Annotated in this window: 20 protein-coding genes; 13 read left to right on the top strand and 7 right to left on the bottom strand. The window is 63.0% G+C overall.

The annotated features are described in order from the left end of the window. Positions 1–10 precede the first annotated feature (10 nt). From IF189_RS25190 to IF189_RS25180, 3 genes are read right to left on the bottom strand one after another with little or no spacing between them, the layout of a single operon-like run. Positions 11–1276, bottom strand: coding sequence for an ABC transporter permease (locus tag IF189_RS25190; protein ID WP_064599744.1), 1266 nt, complete (start codon positions 1274–1276; stop codon positions 11–13). A gap of 1 nt (position 1277) precedes the next feature. Continuing rightward, a complete protein-coding gene (locus IF189_RS25185; protein WP_134828252.1) occupies positions 1278–1988 on the bottom strand; it encodes an ABC transporter ATP-binding protein in 711 nt (236 codons plus the stop codon). A 15-nt stretch (positions 1989–2003) separates the two neighbouring features. Then, positions 2004–2606 carry a DUF2796 domain-containing protein gene (locus IF189_RS25180; RefSeq protein ID WP_134828251.1) on the bottom strand — a complete coding sequence of 201 codons (603 nt, stop codon included), beginning with the start codon at positions 2604–2606 and terminating at the stop codon, positions 2004–2006. 134 nt (positions 2607–2740) lie between these two features. Between IF189_RS25180 and IF189_RS25175 the strand changes: the two genes are divergently transcribed. Continuing rightward, positions 2741–3097 carry a hypothetical protein gene (locus tag IF189_RS25175; protein WP_134828250.1) on the top strand — a complete coding sequence of 119 codons (357 nt, stop codon included), beginning with the start codon at positions 2741–2743 and terminating at the stop codon, positions 3095–3097. A 4-nt stretch (positions 3098–3101) separates the two neighbouring features. On the opposite strand, the gene trxA is transcribed toward IF189_RS25175, so the two are convergent. The 3 genes from trxA to IF189_RS25160 are packed head-to-tail and all read right to left on the bottom strand — an operon-like array spanning position 3102 to position 5131. Beyond that, positions 3102–3974, bottom strand: a complete 873-nt coding sequence (gene trxA / locus IF189_RS25170) for a thioredoxin (protein ID WP_134828249.1) — start codon at positions 3972–3974, stop codon at positions 3102–3104. A 39-nt stretch (positions 3975–4013) separates the two neighbouring features. Next, the gene (locus tag IF189_RS25165) at positions 4014–4670 is read right to left on the bottom strand and encodes a class I SAM-dependent methyltransferase (protein WP_192552425.1); all 657 of its coding nucleotides are present in this window, start codon (positions 4668–4670) and stop codon (positions 4014–4016) included. Beyond that, a complete protein-coding gene (locus IF189_RS25160) occupies positions 4667–5131 on the bottom strand; it encodes a hypothetical protein (protein ID WP_134828247.1) in 465 nt (154 codons plus the stop codon). The genes IF189_RS25165 and IF189_RS25160 overlap by 4 nt, the downstream gene beginning before the upstream one ends. Positions 5132–5259: 128 nt before the next feature. Between IF189_RS25160 and nrdR the strand changes: the two genes are divergently transcribed. From nrdR to IF189_RS25100, 12 genes are all read left to right on the top strand, one after another. Next, on the top strand, positions 5260–5724 hold the full coding sequence (gene nrdR / locus IF189_RS25155; protein ID WP_003228656.1) for a transcriptional regulator NrdR: 465 nt from the start codon (positions 5260–5262) through the stop codon (positions 5722–5724). Then, entirely contained in the window at positions 5721–6854 is a 1134-nt protein-coding gene (gene ribD, locus IF189_RS25150; protein ID WP_134828246.1) for a bifunctional diaminohydroxyphosphoribosylaminopyrimidine deaminase/5-amino-6-(5-phosphoribosylamino)uracil reductase RibD, read from the top strand. Before nrdR ends, ribD begins: the two co-directional genes overlap by 4 nt. Positions 6855–6901: 47 nt before the next feature. Further along, complete coding sequence (locus tag IF189_RS25145; protein ID WP_114885799.1) at positions 6902–7579, top strand: riboflavin synthase; 678 nt, start codon at positions 6902–6904, stop codon at positions 7577–7579. Positions 7580–7595: 16 nt separating this feature from the next. Next, positions 7596–8687 (top strand): bifunctional 3,4-dihydroxy-2-butanone-4-phosphate synthase/GTP cyclohydrolase II, encoded by a 1092-nt coding sequence (gene ribBA, locus IF189_RS25140; RefSeq protein ID WP_065259547.1) that lies wholly within the window; start codon positions 7596–7598, stop codon positions 8685–8687. A 91-nt stretch (positions 8688–8778) separates the two neighbouring features. Next, positions 8779–9255 carry a 6,7-dimethyl-8-ribityllumazine synthase gene (ribE, locus tag IF189_RS25135; protein WP_003228649.1) on the top strand — a complete coding sequence of 159 codons (477 nt, stop codon included), beginning with the start codon at positions 8779–8781 and terminating at the stop codon, positions 9253–9255. Further along, on the top strand, positions 9252–9752 hold the full coding sequence (nusB, locus tag IF189_RS25130; RefSeq protein WP_085712321.1) for a transcription antitermination factor NusB: 501 nt from the start codon (positions 9252–9254) through the stop codon (positions 9750–9752). The genes ribE and nusB overlap by 4 nt, the downstream gene beginning before the upstream one ends. Positions 9753–9769: 17 nt before the next feature. After that, positions 9770–10735 carry a thiamine-phosphate kinase gene (gene thiL / locus IF189_RS25125; protein WP_134828245.1) on the top strand — a complete coding sequence of 322 codons (966 nt, stop codon included), beginning with the start codon at positions 9770–9772 and terminating at the stop codon, positions 10733–10735. Beyond that, positions 10732–11235 carry a phosphatidylglycerophosphatase A gene (locus tag IF189_RS25120; protein ID WP_065259550.1) on the top strand — a complete coding sequence of 168 codons (504 nt, stop codon included), beginning with the start codon at positions 10732–10734 and terminating at the stop codon, positions 11233–11235. The genes thiL and IF189_RS25120 overlap by 4 nt, the downstream gene beginning before the upstream one ends. A 28-nt stretch (positions 11236–11263) precedes the next feature. Next, positions 11264–11998, top strand: a complete 735-nt coding sequence (locus IF189_RS25115; protein ID WP_085712319.1) for a substrate-binding periplasmic protein — start codon at positions 11264–11266, stop codon at positions 11996–11998. A 123-nt stretch (positions 11999–12121) separates the two neighbouring features. Next, the gene (gene ribA / locus IF189_RS25110; RefSeq protein ID WP_065259552.1) at positions 12122–12739 is read left to right on the top strand and encodes a GTP cyclohydrolase II; all 618 of its coding nucleotides are present in this window, start codon (positions 12122–12124) and stop codon (positions 12737–12739) included. Next, positions 12736–13155, top strand: a complete 420-nt coding sequence (locus tag IF189_RS25105; RefSeq protein WP_065259553.1) for an MFS transporter — start codon at positions 12736–12738, stop codon at positions 13153–13155. Before ribA ends, IF189_RS25105 begins: the two co-directional genes overlap by 4 nt. Continuing rightward, positions 13155–13955 (top strand): cobalamin-binding protein, encoded by an 801-nt coding sequence (locus IF189_RS25100; protein ID WP_192552424.1) that lies wholly within the window; start codon positions 13155–13157, stop codon positions 13953–13955. Before IF189_RS25105 ends, IF189_RS25100 begins: the two co-directional genes overlap by 1 nt. Positions 13956–13958: 3 nt before the next feature. Here the strand turns inward: IF189_RS25100 and IF189_RS25095 are convergent, their stop codons facing one another. Beyond that, entirely contained in the window at positions 13959–15842 is a 1884-nt protein-coding gene (locus IF189_RS25095) for a TonB-dependent receptor domain-containing protein (RefSeq protein ID WP_134828243.1), read from the bottom strand. Between the last annotated feature and the right edge of the window lie 124 nt (positions 15843–15966).

The following is a 15966-nucleotide window of genomic DNA, read 5'->3' as shown; positions in this document are numbered from 1 at the left end:
GTGAACATCCTCATAAACGGATCGACAGGCCATCGGCCAAGGATTGGCGATACGCGCGCCAGGCCGGCACGCTGCCCATCAGCAGCGCGGCAGCCAGAATGCCACCGAGCAGCGTCCATTCATACTCGCTTGGCCATGCCAGCGGCAGATACAAGCCGTAATTGGCCTGCACATAACCCTGTGCTGCGGCGATGCCGATGTACAGCAGCGCCAGCCCTGCGATCACCCCGGTTAGCGCCAGGGCGAAGGCTTCCAGCACCAGCAGGCTCGCGATGTGCCACGGCCGCGCGCCCACCGAGCGCAGAATCGCCATTTCGCGACGACGTTCGTTGAGACTGGTGAGAATCGCCGTGAGCATGCCGATCAACCCAGTCAGCACCACGAACAGCGAGACTACGAACAGCGCTTTTTCAGCGGTGCTCATAAGGCTCCACAGTTCCTGCAAGGCCACGCCCGGCAGGATCGCCAGCATCGGCTCGCCACGGAATTCGTTGATCTCGCGTTGCAGCGCGAAGGTGGAAATCTTGCTGTTGAGGCCGAGCATGAACGCGGTGATCGCTTGCGGCGTCAGGTCCATGTTGCGCGCCTGATCGGCACTGATCCGCCCGTTGCCACGGGCCGGCACACCGTTGTGCCAGTCGATGTGGATCGCCTCCATGCCGCCGAGACTGATGTGCAACGTGCGGTCCACCGGGGTGCCGGTGCGCTTGAGAATGCCGACCACGGTGAACGGTTTGTCGTCGTGCTTGACCAGACTGATCGCCGCCACGCCGTGGGCCAGTACCAGTTTGTCGCCGAGCTTGTAATGCAACGCCTCGGCCACTTCGGCCCCGAGCACCACTTCGAACGGATCGGTAGCAAAGGCGCGGCCGTCGGCCAACTCCAGATGCTGCTGGCGACCGTACTGGTAATGCTCGAAATAGGCTTCGGTGGTGCCCATCACCCGGTAGCCGCGATGGGAGTCGCCGAGGGACATCGGGATCGCCCACTTCACCTTCGGATTGCTGGCGAAGTGTTCGAAGCTGTCCCAGCGAATGTTGTTGGTGGCGTTGCCGATGCGGAACACCGAATACAACAGCAGGTTCACCGAACCGGAGCGGGCGCCGACGATCAGGTCGGTGCCGCTGATGGTGCTGGCGAAACTGGCCTTGGCTTCGGTGCGCACCCGCTCCACCGCCAGCAGCAGGCAGACGGAGAGGGCGATGGCGAAAGCGGTAAGCAGAGCGGTAAAGCGGCGGTTGGCGAGGCTGGCCATGGCCAGACGGAACAGATACATCTCAGACCTCGGCAGACGTGGCGGCGCGATTGAGTTCGGCCAGGGACAGGTGACGGTCGAACAGCGGCGCCAGGCTCTGGTCGTGGCTGACGAACAACAGGCTCGAGCCGGCCTCACGGCATTCGGCGAACAGCAGGCGAATGAAGTTTTCCCGGGCGTCGTAATCCAGCGCCGAGGTCGGCTCGTCGGCGATCACCAGTTCCGGCTGACCGATCAGTGCACGTGCAGCGGCGACCCGTTGCTGCTGACCGATCGACAGCGAATCGGCGCGGCGCCCGAGAATGCCTTCGTCCTTCAGACCCAGGTGGGCGAGCAGCGTAGCCGCTGCCTGATCGACACTGCCGTGACGCTGTTTCGCACGGTCTGCCCGCAGCTTCGAAAAGTGACAGGGCAGCTCGACGTTCTCGCGCACCGAGAGAAACGGCAGCAGGTTGAACTGCTGAAAGATGTAGCCGGTGTGATCGACGCGAAAACGGTCGCGAGCGCCGGCACCCAGTTCGGTCAGTTCCTGGCCGAGCAGGCGAATGCTGCCGCGCCCGGGCTTCTGCACCCCGCCGAGCAGGCCGAGCAGGGTGGTCTTGCCGCTGCCGCTGGGGCCCTTGAGGAACAGGGTTTCACCCGGCTCCAGACGAAACGCCGGGATATCCAGCAGCGGCGGATGACCGGGCCAGTTGAAGCCGAGGTCGGACAGTTCGATGAGTGCGTGGGTCATGGTGCCGGTTCGTGATCAGAATTTCAGGGCGGCGGATTTGGCCGTCACTTCCGTGCCTTGCTGGCCGTTCGGGCTGATCAGTTGTACCTGAATTTTCTGGGTGGCCGGGAAGGTATTGAAAATGTTCGCCAGATCCAGAGTAGTCAAGGCGCCCGGTGCTGCGCAGGTGAACTGGTAGTGAGCGTGGATTTCGCTGTGGTCGTGGTGATGCGCTTCACCGCCCTTGGCGTCTTCGTCGTGGTCATCGTCGTCGTGATCGTCGGCATCCGGCTTGTCACCGAACAGCGGGCTTTCCAGTTTCTGACTGGCAACTTTGCAACCGGCGGCAGCCGGCAGGCTGAACAGCGCCAACGGTTTTTCCAGCTGTGCACGGGCGGCAGCGACCTTGGCCTTGTCGGCATCGCTGGTGGCGGCGTGTTCGAAGCCGACTAGGTTCATCGCCGGGCTTTCCAGCTCCAGCTCCAGGGTCTGGCCGTCGAGCGCCGCGTTCAGGCGACCGACGCCATGCTCGTGGGCACCGAGGCTGCCATGTTCTTGATCATGATCGTGCTCATCGGCGGCCTGGGCGATGGCCAGCGGCAACAGGGCAAACGGCAAAGCGAGCAGCAGACGACGCATGGCGAACTCCGGGAAGTAAAGTGAAGAGTTTGTTATGTAATCTTATAACGAAAGTGCGCAGAGTTTGCCCGCCCGCTTGGCGTTACACAAGTCCCATGGGAGCATGCAGGTCAGAAATGTGCGGGAGCGAAGTTATGTTGCGGATACGCGGAACCGTCGGTGAGTTGCCGGTGGATTTGACCCTGGAACTGGATGAAAGCGACTGGGCGAGGTTCGGTGCGAAGTTTGGCGTGCAGGTGCAAACGGCCCAGCCGCAAGCCGCCGCAGCGCCTGTGGCGAAGCCGGTCAATCAGGATGACGCGTTGTGGCAGGTCGCCAGGGATTTGCTGCGCAAGGCCGGGCAACTCAGCGGGCCGGAGCTGCTGGATCAGCTCGAAGGACTGACCGGCAGCGCGGCGGCGGGCAAGCGCCTGCTGGTGCGCCTGCGGCATTCGTCGGATGTGAAAGTGGCGAGCGGCGGGGATACGCCGCTCTACAGCTGGATCGAGTAAGCGCTTAGTACAGCGCGGCAAACACCTTGCGCCGGTAAGCGGTCACCAGCGGGTGATCGTTGCCCAGCAGTTCGAACACTTGCAGCAAGGTCTTGTGCGGCAGGCCTTCGTTGTAGCTGCGGTTGCGGATGAACAGCTTGAGCAGTGCGTCCAGCGCCGCTTCGTATTGCTGGCGGGCCAGTTGCTGGATCGCCAGTTGATACACCGCTTCGTCGTCCTGCGGGTTTTGCGCCAGACGGCTTTTCAGGTCGGCAGCGTCCGGCAGGTCGCGGGCCAGGCCGAGGAACTTGATCTGCGCCTTGGCACCGGCCAGCGCGGCTTTGTGCTCGTCGCTCTTGACCGCGTCGAGCACGGTTTGCGCTTCGCCCAGTTCACCGCGTTCGGTCAGGCAGCGGGCATACAGGATCAGCGCCTTGGCGTTGGTGTTGTCTTCGTTGAGCATCACCACCAGCGCGGCTTCGGCATCGGCGTAACGGCCTTCGTCGAACAGCGCCTGGGCTTGCTCGAACGGATCAGCCGCTGCCGGCGGTGGCATTTTTACGTGAGGTTCAAGCAGGGCACGCACGGCGGATTCCGGCTGGGCGCCGGCAAAACCGTCCACCGGTTGACCGTCCTTGAACAGCACCACGGTCGGCAGGCTGCGGATACCGAAGCGGGCAACGATGTCCTGCTCGGCGTCGCAGTCCACCTTGGCCAGCAGCAACTCGCCCTGATAGCTCTCGGCGATGCCTTGCAGCATCGGCATCAGCGCCTTGCACGGCGCACACCATTCGGCCCAGAAATCCACCAGCACCGGTTTTTGAAAGGAAGCCTCGATCACCGACTGGTCGAAGTCGGCCGTCGTGGCGTCGAAAATGTACGGCGTTTGCTGACTCATGGGGTATCTCGTAAAAGCGTGAATGGGGCAACTATACGGTCAGGCGCGGGCCGCGTGGTAGAGGCTGACATGGCGAAACTCTTCAGGCTCGGCCAGATCCGGCAGGGTCATGGCTTCGAGCATTTCGATGCGGCGGTACAGTGGGTGACGGAAATCCCTGACCCGCGAATCCGCCACCAAGGCTTCGTGGCCGCGACTGAGAAAGGCGTCGAGCAGCGGCAGGTTCTCGCGGTCGTAGAGAACGTCGGCCACCAGGATCAGATCGAAGCGATCCGCCTCGGCGAAGAAGTCCGTGGAATAGCTCATTTGCACATCATTGAGTTCGGCGTTGGCCCGGCACGCGGCAATCGCCAGCGGATCGAGGTCGCAGGCCACCACTTCCAGCGCGCCGGCCTTCACGGCGGCAATCCCGGCGATCCCGGAACCGGCGCCGAAATCCAGTACGCGCTTGCCACGGACCCAGTCGGGGAATTCCGCCAGATAGCGTGCCACGGCTAGGCCGCTGGCCCAGCAGAAGCTCCAGTACGGCGGTTCGTGCAGGATTCGCCGGGTTTCGTCCGGGCTGAATTCCCGTGCCATGTTGTCGCCGTCGATCAGCCACAGCTGCAAATCGGTATCCGGCAACGCACAGGCCCTCAGTCGGGCGTCGCCGAGCAGCTCGCCCAGCGCCTGTTGCAGGTCCAGCGGTGCATTCATGGCGCTTTGACAAACTGCAGCTGGCCCAGGGCCTGGGTGGTCGGCTGGCTGATGGTCTGCGACGGCAGGTGCAGGATCAGTTGGCCGGACTGTGTGGCGCGGCCACGCAGTTCGACCCGCGCCCCGACCGGGAAGGCGTCAGGGTTGAAGCGCAGGCGAAACGGCAGAACCTGGTTGTTGCCGATCAGGCTGGAGCTGGCGAGCAATTGTTGCGGGCGACCTTTCTCGTCGATCACCAGCAGCGCCAGTTCGACTTCGGCGCCCGCCGGCACACCCTGCAGGGTGCCGCTCAGTTCCCGTTGATACGCAGGCAGCGGGCCGAGGTCGGCTGCTTCCCTGGCCTTTTTCTGTGCCTGTTGCGGCGCCGGGCCCGGCGTTGGTGGCTGCGGCTTGGGCTTATCGCTGCCACAGGCCACCAGCAGGGCGAAAACACTGAGCAAAACGAGCGGTCGTAGCGACATTGGTGGCTCCGTCAAAATGAAATCCATGGATCAAACGATCATGGCAGTCTGTATACCGCAAAGCCTATGGCTTGTCTTGCCACCGGGATGCGCTACCATGGCCCTCCCTTTTTTTGTTGCCAGCCACCATGCACTGTCCCTTCTGCGGTGCCAACGACACCAAGGTCATCGACTCGCGTCTGGTCGCCGAGGGCGAACAGGTGCGCCGCCGGCGTGAATGCCTGGCCTGCGGCGAACGTTTCACGACGTTCGAGACGGCCGAACTGGTGTTGCCGCGCCTGATCAAAACCGACGGCAGCCGCCAACCGTTCGACGAAGAAAAACTCCGCGCCGGCATGCAGCGCGCCCTGGAGAAACGTCCGGTGAGCGTCGAGCGTCTCGAGTCCTCGCTGGTGCACATCAAACATAAGCTGCGCGCCACCGGCGAACGCGAGGTCAAATCCCTCGTGGTCGGCGAACTGGTGATGGCCGAGCTGCAAAAGCTCGATGAAGTCGCCTACATCCGTTTCGCTTCCGTGTACCGCCGCTTCCAGGACCTCAACGAGTTCCGCGAAGAGATCGACCGTCTCGCCCGTGAACCGGTGAAAGAATGACCACCGCCGCCGAACAGGCCATCCTCGACGCCCGTTTCATGGCCCGGGCCCTGGAGCTGGCGCGCAAAGGGCACTACACGACGCACCCCAATCCACGGGTCGGCTGCGTGATCGTGCGCGACGGGCAGATTGTCGGCGAAGGCTGGCATGAGCGCGCCGGCGAACCCCACGCCGAAGTCCACGCCCTGCGCGCCGCCGGTGAACTGGCCCGGGGCGCGACCGCTTACGTCACCCTTGAACCTTGCAGCCACCACGGCCGTACACCGCCCTGCGCCGATGCGCTGGTGAATGCCGGTGTCGGTCGGGTGGTCGCGGCGATGCGCGATCCCAATCCGCAAGTCGCCGGACGCGGTCTGCAGCGTCTGGCCGATGCCGGCATCGCCACCGAAAGCGGTGTGCTGGAAGCCGAAGCGCGCAAGCTCAATCAAGGTTTTTTGAAGCGCATGGAACACGGCTTGCCGTTCGTGCGGGTCAAGTTGGCCATGAGCCTCGACGGCCGCACTGCGATGGAAAGCGGCGAGAGCCAATGGATTACCGGCCCTGCCGCACGTTCTGCGGTGCAGCGTTTGCGCGCCCAGGCCAGCGTGGTGCTGACCGGCGCCGACACAGTGCTGGCTGACGGCGCACGGTTGACCGTGCGCGGCGATGAGCTGGGGCTGGATGCCGAACAAACCGCGCTGGCCCTGAGCCGTCCGCCGCTGCGGGTGCTGATCGATGGACGTCTGCGAGTGCCGCTGGATGCACCGTTCTTCAAGGCCGGCCCGGCGCTGGTTGCCACCTGCGTGGCCATCGAAGAACAGTACGCCCATGGCCCGGAATGCCTGATCGTGCCGGGTGATGACGGTCAGGTCGATCTGCGCCAATTGCTGATCGAGCTGGCCAATCGTGGCGTCAACGAAGTGCTGGTCGAGGCCGGCCCGCGACTGGCCGGCGCGTTTGCCCGGCTTGGTCTGGTCGACGAGTTCGTGATCTTCATCGCCGGCAAGTTCCTCGGCTCCACGGCGCGCCCGCTGCTGGACTGGCCGCTAGCCTATATGAAGGATGCGCCGGAGCTGAAAATCACTGAAATTCGCGCGGTTGGCGATGACTGGCGAGTCACTGCAATCCCTGTCTCATCGGCGAGCGTATAATTCCCGGCCATCGTGTTAGCGCTGGCTTCGTTCTCAAGGAGAACCCCATGTTTACCGGCATCATCGAATCCATCGGCAGTATCCGCGCACTGACCCCAAAGGGTGGTGATGTGCGGGTGCATGTCGAAACCGGCAAGCTCGACCTGAGCGACGTCAAACTCGGCGACAGCATCGCGGTCAACGGCGTGTGCCTGACCGCGGTTGAATTGCCGGGCGACGGCTTTGCCGCCGACGTCAGTCGCGAAACCCTCGACTGCACCGCCATGAATGACCTGAAAAGCGGCAGCCCGGTCAACCTGGAAAAAGCCCTGACCCCGACCACCCGTCTCGGCGGGCATCTGGTCAGCGGTCACGTCGACGGTGTCGGCGAAGTGGTCTCGCGCAGCGACAATGCCCGCGCCGTGGAATTTCGCATCCGCGCGCCGAAAGAGCTGGCCAAGTACATCGCCCACAAAGGCTCGATCACCGTCGACGGCACCAGCCTGACCGTGAACGCGGTCGATGGCGCCGAATTCCTGCTGACGATCATTCCGCACACCCTGAGCGAAACCATCATGGCGTCCTACAAGCCAGGTCGCCGGGTGAACCTGGAAGTCGACTTGCTGGCGCGCTATCTCGAGCGTCTGCTTATGGGCGACAGGGCCGCTGAGCCTGACTCTTCACAAAAGCCTGGCGGTGGCATCACCGAAAGCTTTCTGGCCGCCAACGGCTACCTCAAATCCTGACTGAAGGGGGTGCCTTGTGGCGCTCAATAGCATCGAAGAACTGGTTGAAGACATCCGCCAAGGCAAGATGGTCATCCTCATGGATGACGAAGACCGCGAGAACGAAGGCGACCTGATCATGGCCGCCGAATGCTGCAAGGCCGAGCACATCAACTTCATGGCCAAGCACGCCCGTGGCCTGATCTGCATGCCGATGAGCCGCGAGCGCTGCGAAACCCTGAAGCTGCCGCTGATGGCGCCGCGCAACGGTTCCGGTTTCGGCACCAAGTTCACCGTGTCGATCGAAGCGGCCGAAGGCGTGACCACCGGCATCTCCGCCGCTGACCGCGCGCGCACCGTGCAGGCGGCTGCGGCGAAAGACGCGAAAGCCGAAGACATCGTCAGCCCTGGCCACATCTTCCCGCTGATGGCCCAGGCCGGTGGCACCCTGGCCCGCGCCGGCCACACCGAAGCCGCCTGCGACCTGGCGCGCATGGCCGGTTTCGAACCGAGCGGCGTGATCTGCGAAGTGATGAACGACGACGGCACCATGTCCCGTCGCGCCGAGCTGGAAGCTTTCGCGGCCGAGCACAACATCAAGATCGGCACCATCGCCGACCTGATTCACTACCGGATGATCCACGAACGTACCGTTCAGCGGATTGCCGAGCAGCCGCTGGACAGCGAACTGGGCCAATTCAACCTGGTGACCTATCGTGATTCCGTGGAAGGCGACGTGCACATGGCACTGACCCTGGGCACCGTTTGCGCCGAAGAGCCGACCCTGGTTCGCGTGCACAACATGGACCCGCTGCGCGACCTGCTGATGGTCAAGCAGCCGGGCCGCTGGAGCCTGCGCGCCGCCATGGCTGCGGTTGCCGAGGCCGGCAGCGGTGTGGTGCTGTTGCTCGGTCACCCGCTCGACGGCGACGTGCTGCTGGCGCACATCCGCGAAACCGGCGATCAGGCGGCGGTGAAAAAACCGACCACCTACAGCATCGTCGGTGCCGGTTCGCAGATCCTGCGTGACCTCGGCGTGCGCAAAATGCGTTTGATGAGCGCGCCAATGAAGTTCAATGCGATATCCGGTTTCGATCTGGAAGTTGTAGAATACGTGCCCTCCGAATAATGACCGGTTGTTTCCGGACCCGAATTCGCGGCAAATAAATCACTGAGGGACGCGAAACAGACGCGTCCCGGCTCTTTAAGAGATCTGACGAATGACCCTGAAGACCATCGAAGGTACCTTCATCGCCCCTAAAGGCCGCTACGCTCTGGTAGTGGGCCGTTTCAACAGCTTCGTGGTTGAAAGCCTGGTCAGCGGTGCAGTTGATGCCCTGGTTCGCCACGGCGTGAGCGAAAGCGACATCACCATCATCCGCGCACCTGGCGCCTTCGAAATCCCGCTGGTTGCGCAGAAAGTCGCCCAGAAAGGCGAGTTCGCAGCAATCATCGCCCTGGGCGCGGTCATTCGTGGCGGCACTCCGCACTTCGAATACGTGGCTGGCGAATGCACCAAGGGCCTGGCCCAGGTGTCCATGGAATTCGGCGTACCGGTCGCTTTCGGCGTCCTGACCGTCGATTCCATCGAGCAAGCCATCGAACGTTCCGGCACCAAGGCCGGCAACAAAGGTGCTGAAGCTGCCCTGTCCGCTCTGGAAATGGTCAGCCTGCTGGCGCAGTTGGAGGCCAAGTGATTAGCGACGATAGCGATCGTTTCAACCCGCGCGATCCGAAACCTGCGGATGCCGGCAAGCCATCGAAAAGCGCCAAGCGCCGCGAAGCCCGTCAGCTCGCGACTCAGGCCCTATATCAATGGCACATGGCCAAGGCTTCGCTGAACGAGATCGAAGCGCAGTTCCGGGTCGATAACGATTTCACCGATGTCGACGGCGCGTACTTCCGCGAAATCCTCCACGGGGTTCCGGCCAACCGCACCGAAATCGACACCGCGCTCAAGCCTTGCCTGGACCTGGCGATCGAAGAGCTGGACCCGGTTGAACTGGCGGTTCTGCGCCTGTCCACCTGGGAACTGCTCAAGCGCGTCGATGTGCCGTACCGCGTTGTGATCAACGAAGGTATCGAACTGGCCAAGGTCTTCGGTTCCACCGACGGCCACAAGTTCGTCAACGGCGTGCTCGACAAGCTGGCCCCGCGCCTGCGTGAAGCTGAAGTGAAGGCGTTCAAGCGCTAAAACGCGCTTGAGACCTCATGGGCGAGTTTGAGCTGATCCGCAATTTCTTCGCCGCCGCGCCTTGTGCGCAGGGCGGCGAGGGCGTTGCACTGGGGATCGGCGACGACTGTGCCTTGCTGGCGGTTCCTTCCGGGGAACAGCTGGCGATCTCCACCGATACGCTGGTGGCCGGCGTGCATTTCGCCGATCCCTGCGATCCGTTTCTGCTCGGTCAGCGCTCGCTGGCCGTGGCGGTCAGCGACCTCGCTGCCATGGGCGCCACGCCCGTCGCCTTTACCCTTGCCCTGACCTTGCCGACGGTGACTGCCGATTGGCTGCAAGCCTATGCCCGTGGTTTGAACCGCATGGCGCAAAGCTGCTGTGTGGCGCTGGTCGGCGGCGACACGACGCGCGGGCCGTTGAGCCTGACCGTCACCGTGTTCGGCCGCGTCCCGGCCGGCAAAGCGTTGACCCGCAGCGGCGCCCAGCCGGGCGATCTGCTGTGTGTCGGCGGCGAGTTGGGCAATGCCGCCGGCGCCTTGCCGCTGGTGCTGGGTCAGCGCGAGGCTGAACCGCACATCGCCCAGCCGCTGCTCGATCATTACTGGTCGCCACAACCGCAACTGGCTCTCGGACAGGCCCTGCGCGGCAAGGCCACTTCGGCGCTGGATATCTCCGATGGCCTGCTCGCCGATTGCGGCCATATCGCACTGGCTTCGAAGGTTCGCCTCGAAGTCGAACGCGAGCGCGTGCCGCTGTCGGACGCGCTGGTGGCGTTTCTTGGTCAGCGCGGTGCCGAGCGTGCGGCGTTGAGCGGTGGCGATGATTACGTGCTGGCCTTTACCTTGCCGTCCGTCGAATTGCCGGCGTTGCTGGCCGATGGCTGGCCGATCCATGTGATCGGGCGAGTGGCCGAGGGGCAGGGCGTGGTGCTGCTGGACCGCGAAGGGCATGACATCACCCCGCAAATCCGGGGTTATCAACATTTTCAGGAGTCACCGTGACAGATCACCCGAAACAGGTTCCCGGCGAATTCGTTCCGCCGTCGGTCTGGCGCAATCCCTGGCATTTCATTGCATTCGGCTTCGGTTCGGGCACCTTGCCGAAAGCACCGGGCACGTGGGGCTCGTTAGTTGCGCTACCCTTTATTCCGTTGTGGCAGATGTTGCCCGACTGGGGCTACTGGCTGATGCTCGGGATCACCATGCTGTTCGGCTTCTGGCTGTGCGGCAAGGTGGCCGACGATCTGCGGGTACACGACCACGAGGGCATCGTCTGGGACGAGATGGTCGGGATGTGGATCACCCTGTGGCTGGTGCCGGAAGGCTGGTACTGGTTGCTCGCCGGGTTCCTGATGTTCCGCTTCTTCGACATCCTCAAGCCGTGGCCGATCCGCTGGATCGACCGGCATGTGCATGGTGGCGTCGGCATCATGCTCGACGACGTGCTGGCGGGCGTGTTCGCCTGGCTGGCGATGCAGGGTCTGGTGTGGATTTTCGCCTGATTTCAAGGCGTGGATGAGGGACACAGGGATGGCTCGACGCGGGTTGGCGATACTGTTTTTTATCCTGCTGGGCGCTGTTGCCCATGCACAGGATGCGCCGCCGTCGGTCATTCACCTGGCCAGTGAAGACTGGGAAGACTACACCGCCGCCGACGGCCACGGCCTGGGCTGGGACGTGCTGCGCAAGGTGTTCGAACCGGCCGGCGTGACTCTGGATATCCGCACCGTGCCGTACACCCGTTCGGTGGGCCTGGTGCAGCTGAAGGAAGTCGACGCGCTGGTCGGCTCCTATCGTGGCGAGGCCGAGCAGGTTCTGTATCCCAAATGGAACTTCGATTCCGACCACATCTACGCACTGGGCCTTGCCAGCAATCCGGCACCGACCGAGGCCACCCTCGGCAAGTATCGGCTGGCCTGGGTGCGGGGTTATCGATACGAGACCTACCTGCCGAACATCAAGCGTTACAACCAGATCGAACGCCGCACCGGGATCCTGTCGATGCTCAAGCAGGGGCGGGCGGATTACTACATCGACGCGCTGACGGAAATCGAAGCGGTGGTGAGAAATGCTGCCGACCCCTCGCAATACCGTTACTCGCATCTGGCGGAGTTGCCGCTGTACCTCGGCTTCGCCGATACCCCTCAGGCCCGTGCACTGATGTCGATCTACGACCAGCGCATGGATCAACTGGTGAAAAGCGGCGAATTGAAGCCCATCTTCGAACGCTGGAAACAGCCGTATCCGTTCGACCGGGGGCAATGACGGCAGGCCAGTCATCAAACTTTTTGATCGTTATGGCCGATAATTCAGCCTAAGCGTCTGCCGGAACCTGCTGTTACAATGCCGCCCAGCGAATCTCGGACTTTTTAGATCAGGAGCACACCGGTGCCTGTCGTTTTTGTCGCCGCTTCCAAGCTGCCAACGCCTTTTGCGCAATTCACCATGCACGGTTTTCTCGATGAAGCCACCGGCCGCGAGCACGTCGTGCTGAGCCTGGGTGAGATTGCCGACGGTGCCCCGGTACTCGGCCGGTTGCACTCCGAATGCCTGACCGGCGATGCCTTGTTCAGCCAGCGTTGCGACTGCGGCTCGCAACTGGAGGCCGCCCTCAAGGCGATCGCCCGCGAAGGTCGTGGCGTGTTGCTGTACCTGCGTCAGGAAGGTCGTGGCATTGGCCTGCTGAACAAGATCCGTGCCTACGAATTGCAGGACGGCGGCGCCGATACCGTTGAAGCCAACGAGCGTCTGGGCTTTGCCGCCGACCAGCGTGACTACGCCATGTGCCTGCCGATGCTCGAGCATCTGGGCGTGAAATCCCTGCGCCTGATGACCAACAACCCGCGCAAGGTCAAAGCCCTGACCGACATGAACATCGTCGTCGCCGAGCGCGTGCCGCTGCACACCGGCCACAACCCGCACAACAAGCTGTACCTGGCGACCAAGGCCAGCAAGCTCGACCACATGATGGGCAACGAACATCAGGGCGAGGTAGACCGGGCGTGACCCGCGGTCAGGTGCGCCGCCGCCTGTCGGTCGCCTGGTGGAAATACCTGGCGCTGGCACTGGTGCCGCTGTTCGTGCTCAACGCGGTGTTCGGCGAAAGCGAAGCGATCATGCCGGTGCTGGCGATGCCGTTGTTCATTGCCGGTGTGGCCTCGATGTTTGTCAGCCTGAAGTTTTTCGGGCGCTATAAGCATGCGCTGATCGCCACGCAAAAAGCCCTCGATACCCCTGAAGAACCCGCTGCGTGGATTGCCCTCGCGGCGCGTCGTCGCACGGCGTTTCTGGCGGCGGGATTACCGGCGTGGATTGGCGCACTGGCGGTGTTCGTCGGCCTCGAAGCGGTGCCGTTGATGCTGCTGGCGTTGTCCACGGCGGTGCTGTTCTACCTCTACCGTATCCCGCGTCAACTCGGTTGATGCGTCGTCTCTGGCTGGCGGTTCTGCTGCTGGCCGTCAGCAGCGAAACCCTGGCCGCCCTGCGGGTGGTCAGTCTCGCGCCATCCCTGTCTGAAATCGTTGTGGAGCTGAATTCGGCCGACCTGCTGGTGGGCGTCCTGGATGCCGGTGACCGGCCGCCTGCAATCAAGGATGTGCCTTCGGTGGGCCGTTACGGCCAGCTCGACATGGAGCGGCTGCTCAGTCTCAAACCTGACCTGTTGCTGCTGTGGCCCGGCAGTGTCGGCCCGGCCCAGCGCGATCAGCTCAAGCGCCTGAACATCCCGACCTTCGTTGCCGAACCCCACAGTTTCGAGCAGTTGGCCACGCAGATCGAAGCCATCGCGACACAGCTCGGTCGTCCTGAGCGCGGGGTTGAGCGGGCGGCCGAGCTGCGACTGAAACTCGATGAGCTGCGCCAACGCTATCGACGGGAAGCGCCGCTGCGGGTGTTCTATCAAGTCTGGGACAAGCCGCTGTACACCATCGGCGGCGGGCAGATCATCAGCGATGCGCTTGAAGTGTGCGGCGCACGGAACGTGTTCGCTGACCTGACGCTGCCGGCACCGCAGGTGAGCATCGAAGCGGTTTTACAGCGTGATCCCGAGGTGATTCTGGCCGGCGATCAGCCACAACTGAATGCGTGGAATGCCTGGCCGCAAGTGGCGGCGGTGAAGCATCGGCAATTGCTGCTGGTCACCGACAAAGGTCTGGAGCGTCCAAGCGGGCAGATGATCGAGGCGACGGCCAAGCTCTGCCAACTGATTGCACCAGACCGCTGACCGCTAGAGCTGCGGCGTCCAGGTCACCCCGAACATGAACGCCCGACCTTCTTCACGATAGCCATACTGACTGCCGTCATGGCTGTACAGCGCCCGGCTGTAACCCTTGTCCAGCAGGTTATCGACCTTGAAATCCAGTTTGATTTCACGGTCCAGCGCCCAGCTGCTGCGCAGTCCCAGCAACGCATAACCACCTAATGGCTGCTGATTTTTCAGGTCGTCATAACTGCTGCTGACGGCCTGCCAAGTAGCGCCGAGGCCGAGGCGATCGAACTGCCGATCCAGATCCCAGCTCACGGTGCGACGTGCTCGCCGCGCCAGGGTGTGGCCGGTGTCGCGGTCGCGGGGATCGATGATTGCTACGCCGAGGTTGCTCTGCCAGCCCAGCAGTTCTTGTTTCAGGGCTGCTTCGAAGCCGTTGATCCGCGCCGAGGCGACGTTTTCCGGGCGTGAGTTGCTGCCGAAGATGATCGCGTCTTGCAGATCGGTCCGATACAGCGACGCTTCGAGGCGGCTGCTGTCGCTCAACTGGCTGCGCCATTGCAGCTCGTAGCTTTTCGAAGTTTCCGGTTTCAGGTTCGGGTTGCTGAAGTCCGGGTAATACAGGTCATTGAAGGTTGGCGCGCGGAAGCCTTCGCTGTAGCTGAGCAACAGATCGTTGTCCGGGTTGACCGGCAATGTCAGCGTGCCGCTCCAGCTGTTCTGGCCACCGAACTGCTGGTTGTCGTCTCGGCGCAGGCCTAGCTCGGTGGAAAAACTGTCGGCCTGGAAGCGATGCTGGACGAACGCGGCGCGGTTCCAGCGGCTGTCCTCGTCGAACGCGGTGCTGCTGTTGACCCGGTCTTCGTACCAGTCGCCGCCAAGGATCAGGCTGTTGCGAGCATCGAGGGTCAGGTCGTTCTGCCAGGTCACCGAGTCGCGGTAGGTGTTGAACACCGAGCGTTCGTCACTGAGCTTGTCGAGGGACTTGTCGCGGTTTTCGCTGTGGCCGAGTTCCAGGCGCGATTTCCAGCGCTCGTTGATCCGCGCATCGATGTAGCTGCTGAAACTGCTGACAGCAAAATCGCTGTAGGGCTGTTGCTGGACGGAGTCGAAGGTGACCGGGTCAAAGCGCCCGAACGGATTGTCGAACTCGCTTTTGCCTCGGTTATCCAGCAGGTTGGCGCCGACTTCGATGTCATCGGTCAGCGCATGGCTGAGGCTCAGGCTGATGGATTTGTTGCGGTAGGCATCGTGATCGCTGTCGCTGGGATAGGACTCGCGGGTGCGGTCGATCCCGGCGGTTTCATCGAGGCTGGCACCGAGGTTGAAGCGGGTTTTCTCATCGCCACCGGACAGGCCGACACTGCGCTCCCAAGTTTGGTTGCTGCCGAAGCCGACATGCATCCGCGGCTGCAAGCCTTGCTCGGCGCCGCGCCGGGTAAAGATCTGAATCACCCCGCCAATCGCATCGCTGCCGTAGATTACGGAACGCGAACCGCGCAGCACTTCGACGCGTTCGATCTGCTCGATGTTGAGGTGCTGCAGGTTGCTGTCACCGGACGTCGAGTTGCCGATGCGCTGGCCATCGACCAGCACCAGGCTCTGCGCCGATTGCGTGCCGCGAATATAAATCCCCGGCAGGCTGCCGCGCCCGCCGGTTTGCGCCACTTGCACGCCGGGCACCCGTTGCAGCAGGTCGGTGACGCTGCGCGGTTGCAGGCGCTCGATGTCTTCGCGGGTGAATACGGTGTTGGCAGCGCTGCTGTCGTTGCGCGCTTCCACCTGACGGTTGGCGCTGATCAGCACGTCCGGCAGCTTCAGAGCCTGATCGCGCTCGAATGTGTCGGCGAGGGCGTTGGTGGTTGGCAGCAGGAGGAGGGGCAGGGCGAGGCGCGAGAGGTTCATCGGCAGTCCATTGATCTTTCAGGTGTACACAAATTTCCCAGCAACACAAAGCACTGTGGGAGCGGGCTTGCCCGCGATGAGGTCGTCACAGTCAACATTGATGTTGGATGTACCGACGCCATCG

This window comes from Pseudomonas sp. IzPS59, from assembly GCF_014863505.1.
In the GTDB taxonomy this organism is placed as follows: Bacteria; Pseudomonadota; Gammaproteobacteria; order Pseudomonadales; family Pseudomonadaceae; genus Aquipseudomonas; species Aquipseudomonas kribbensis.
Note: the sequence above shows the minus strand (reverse complement) of the source record. Positions and strands in the feature narration are given on the sequence as shown.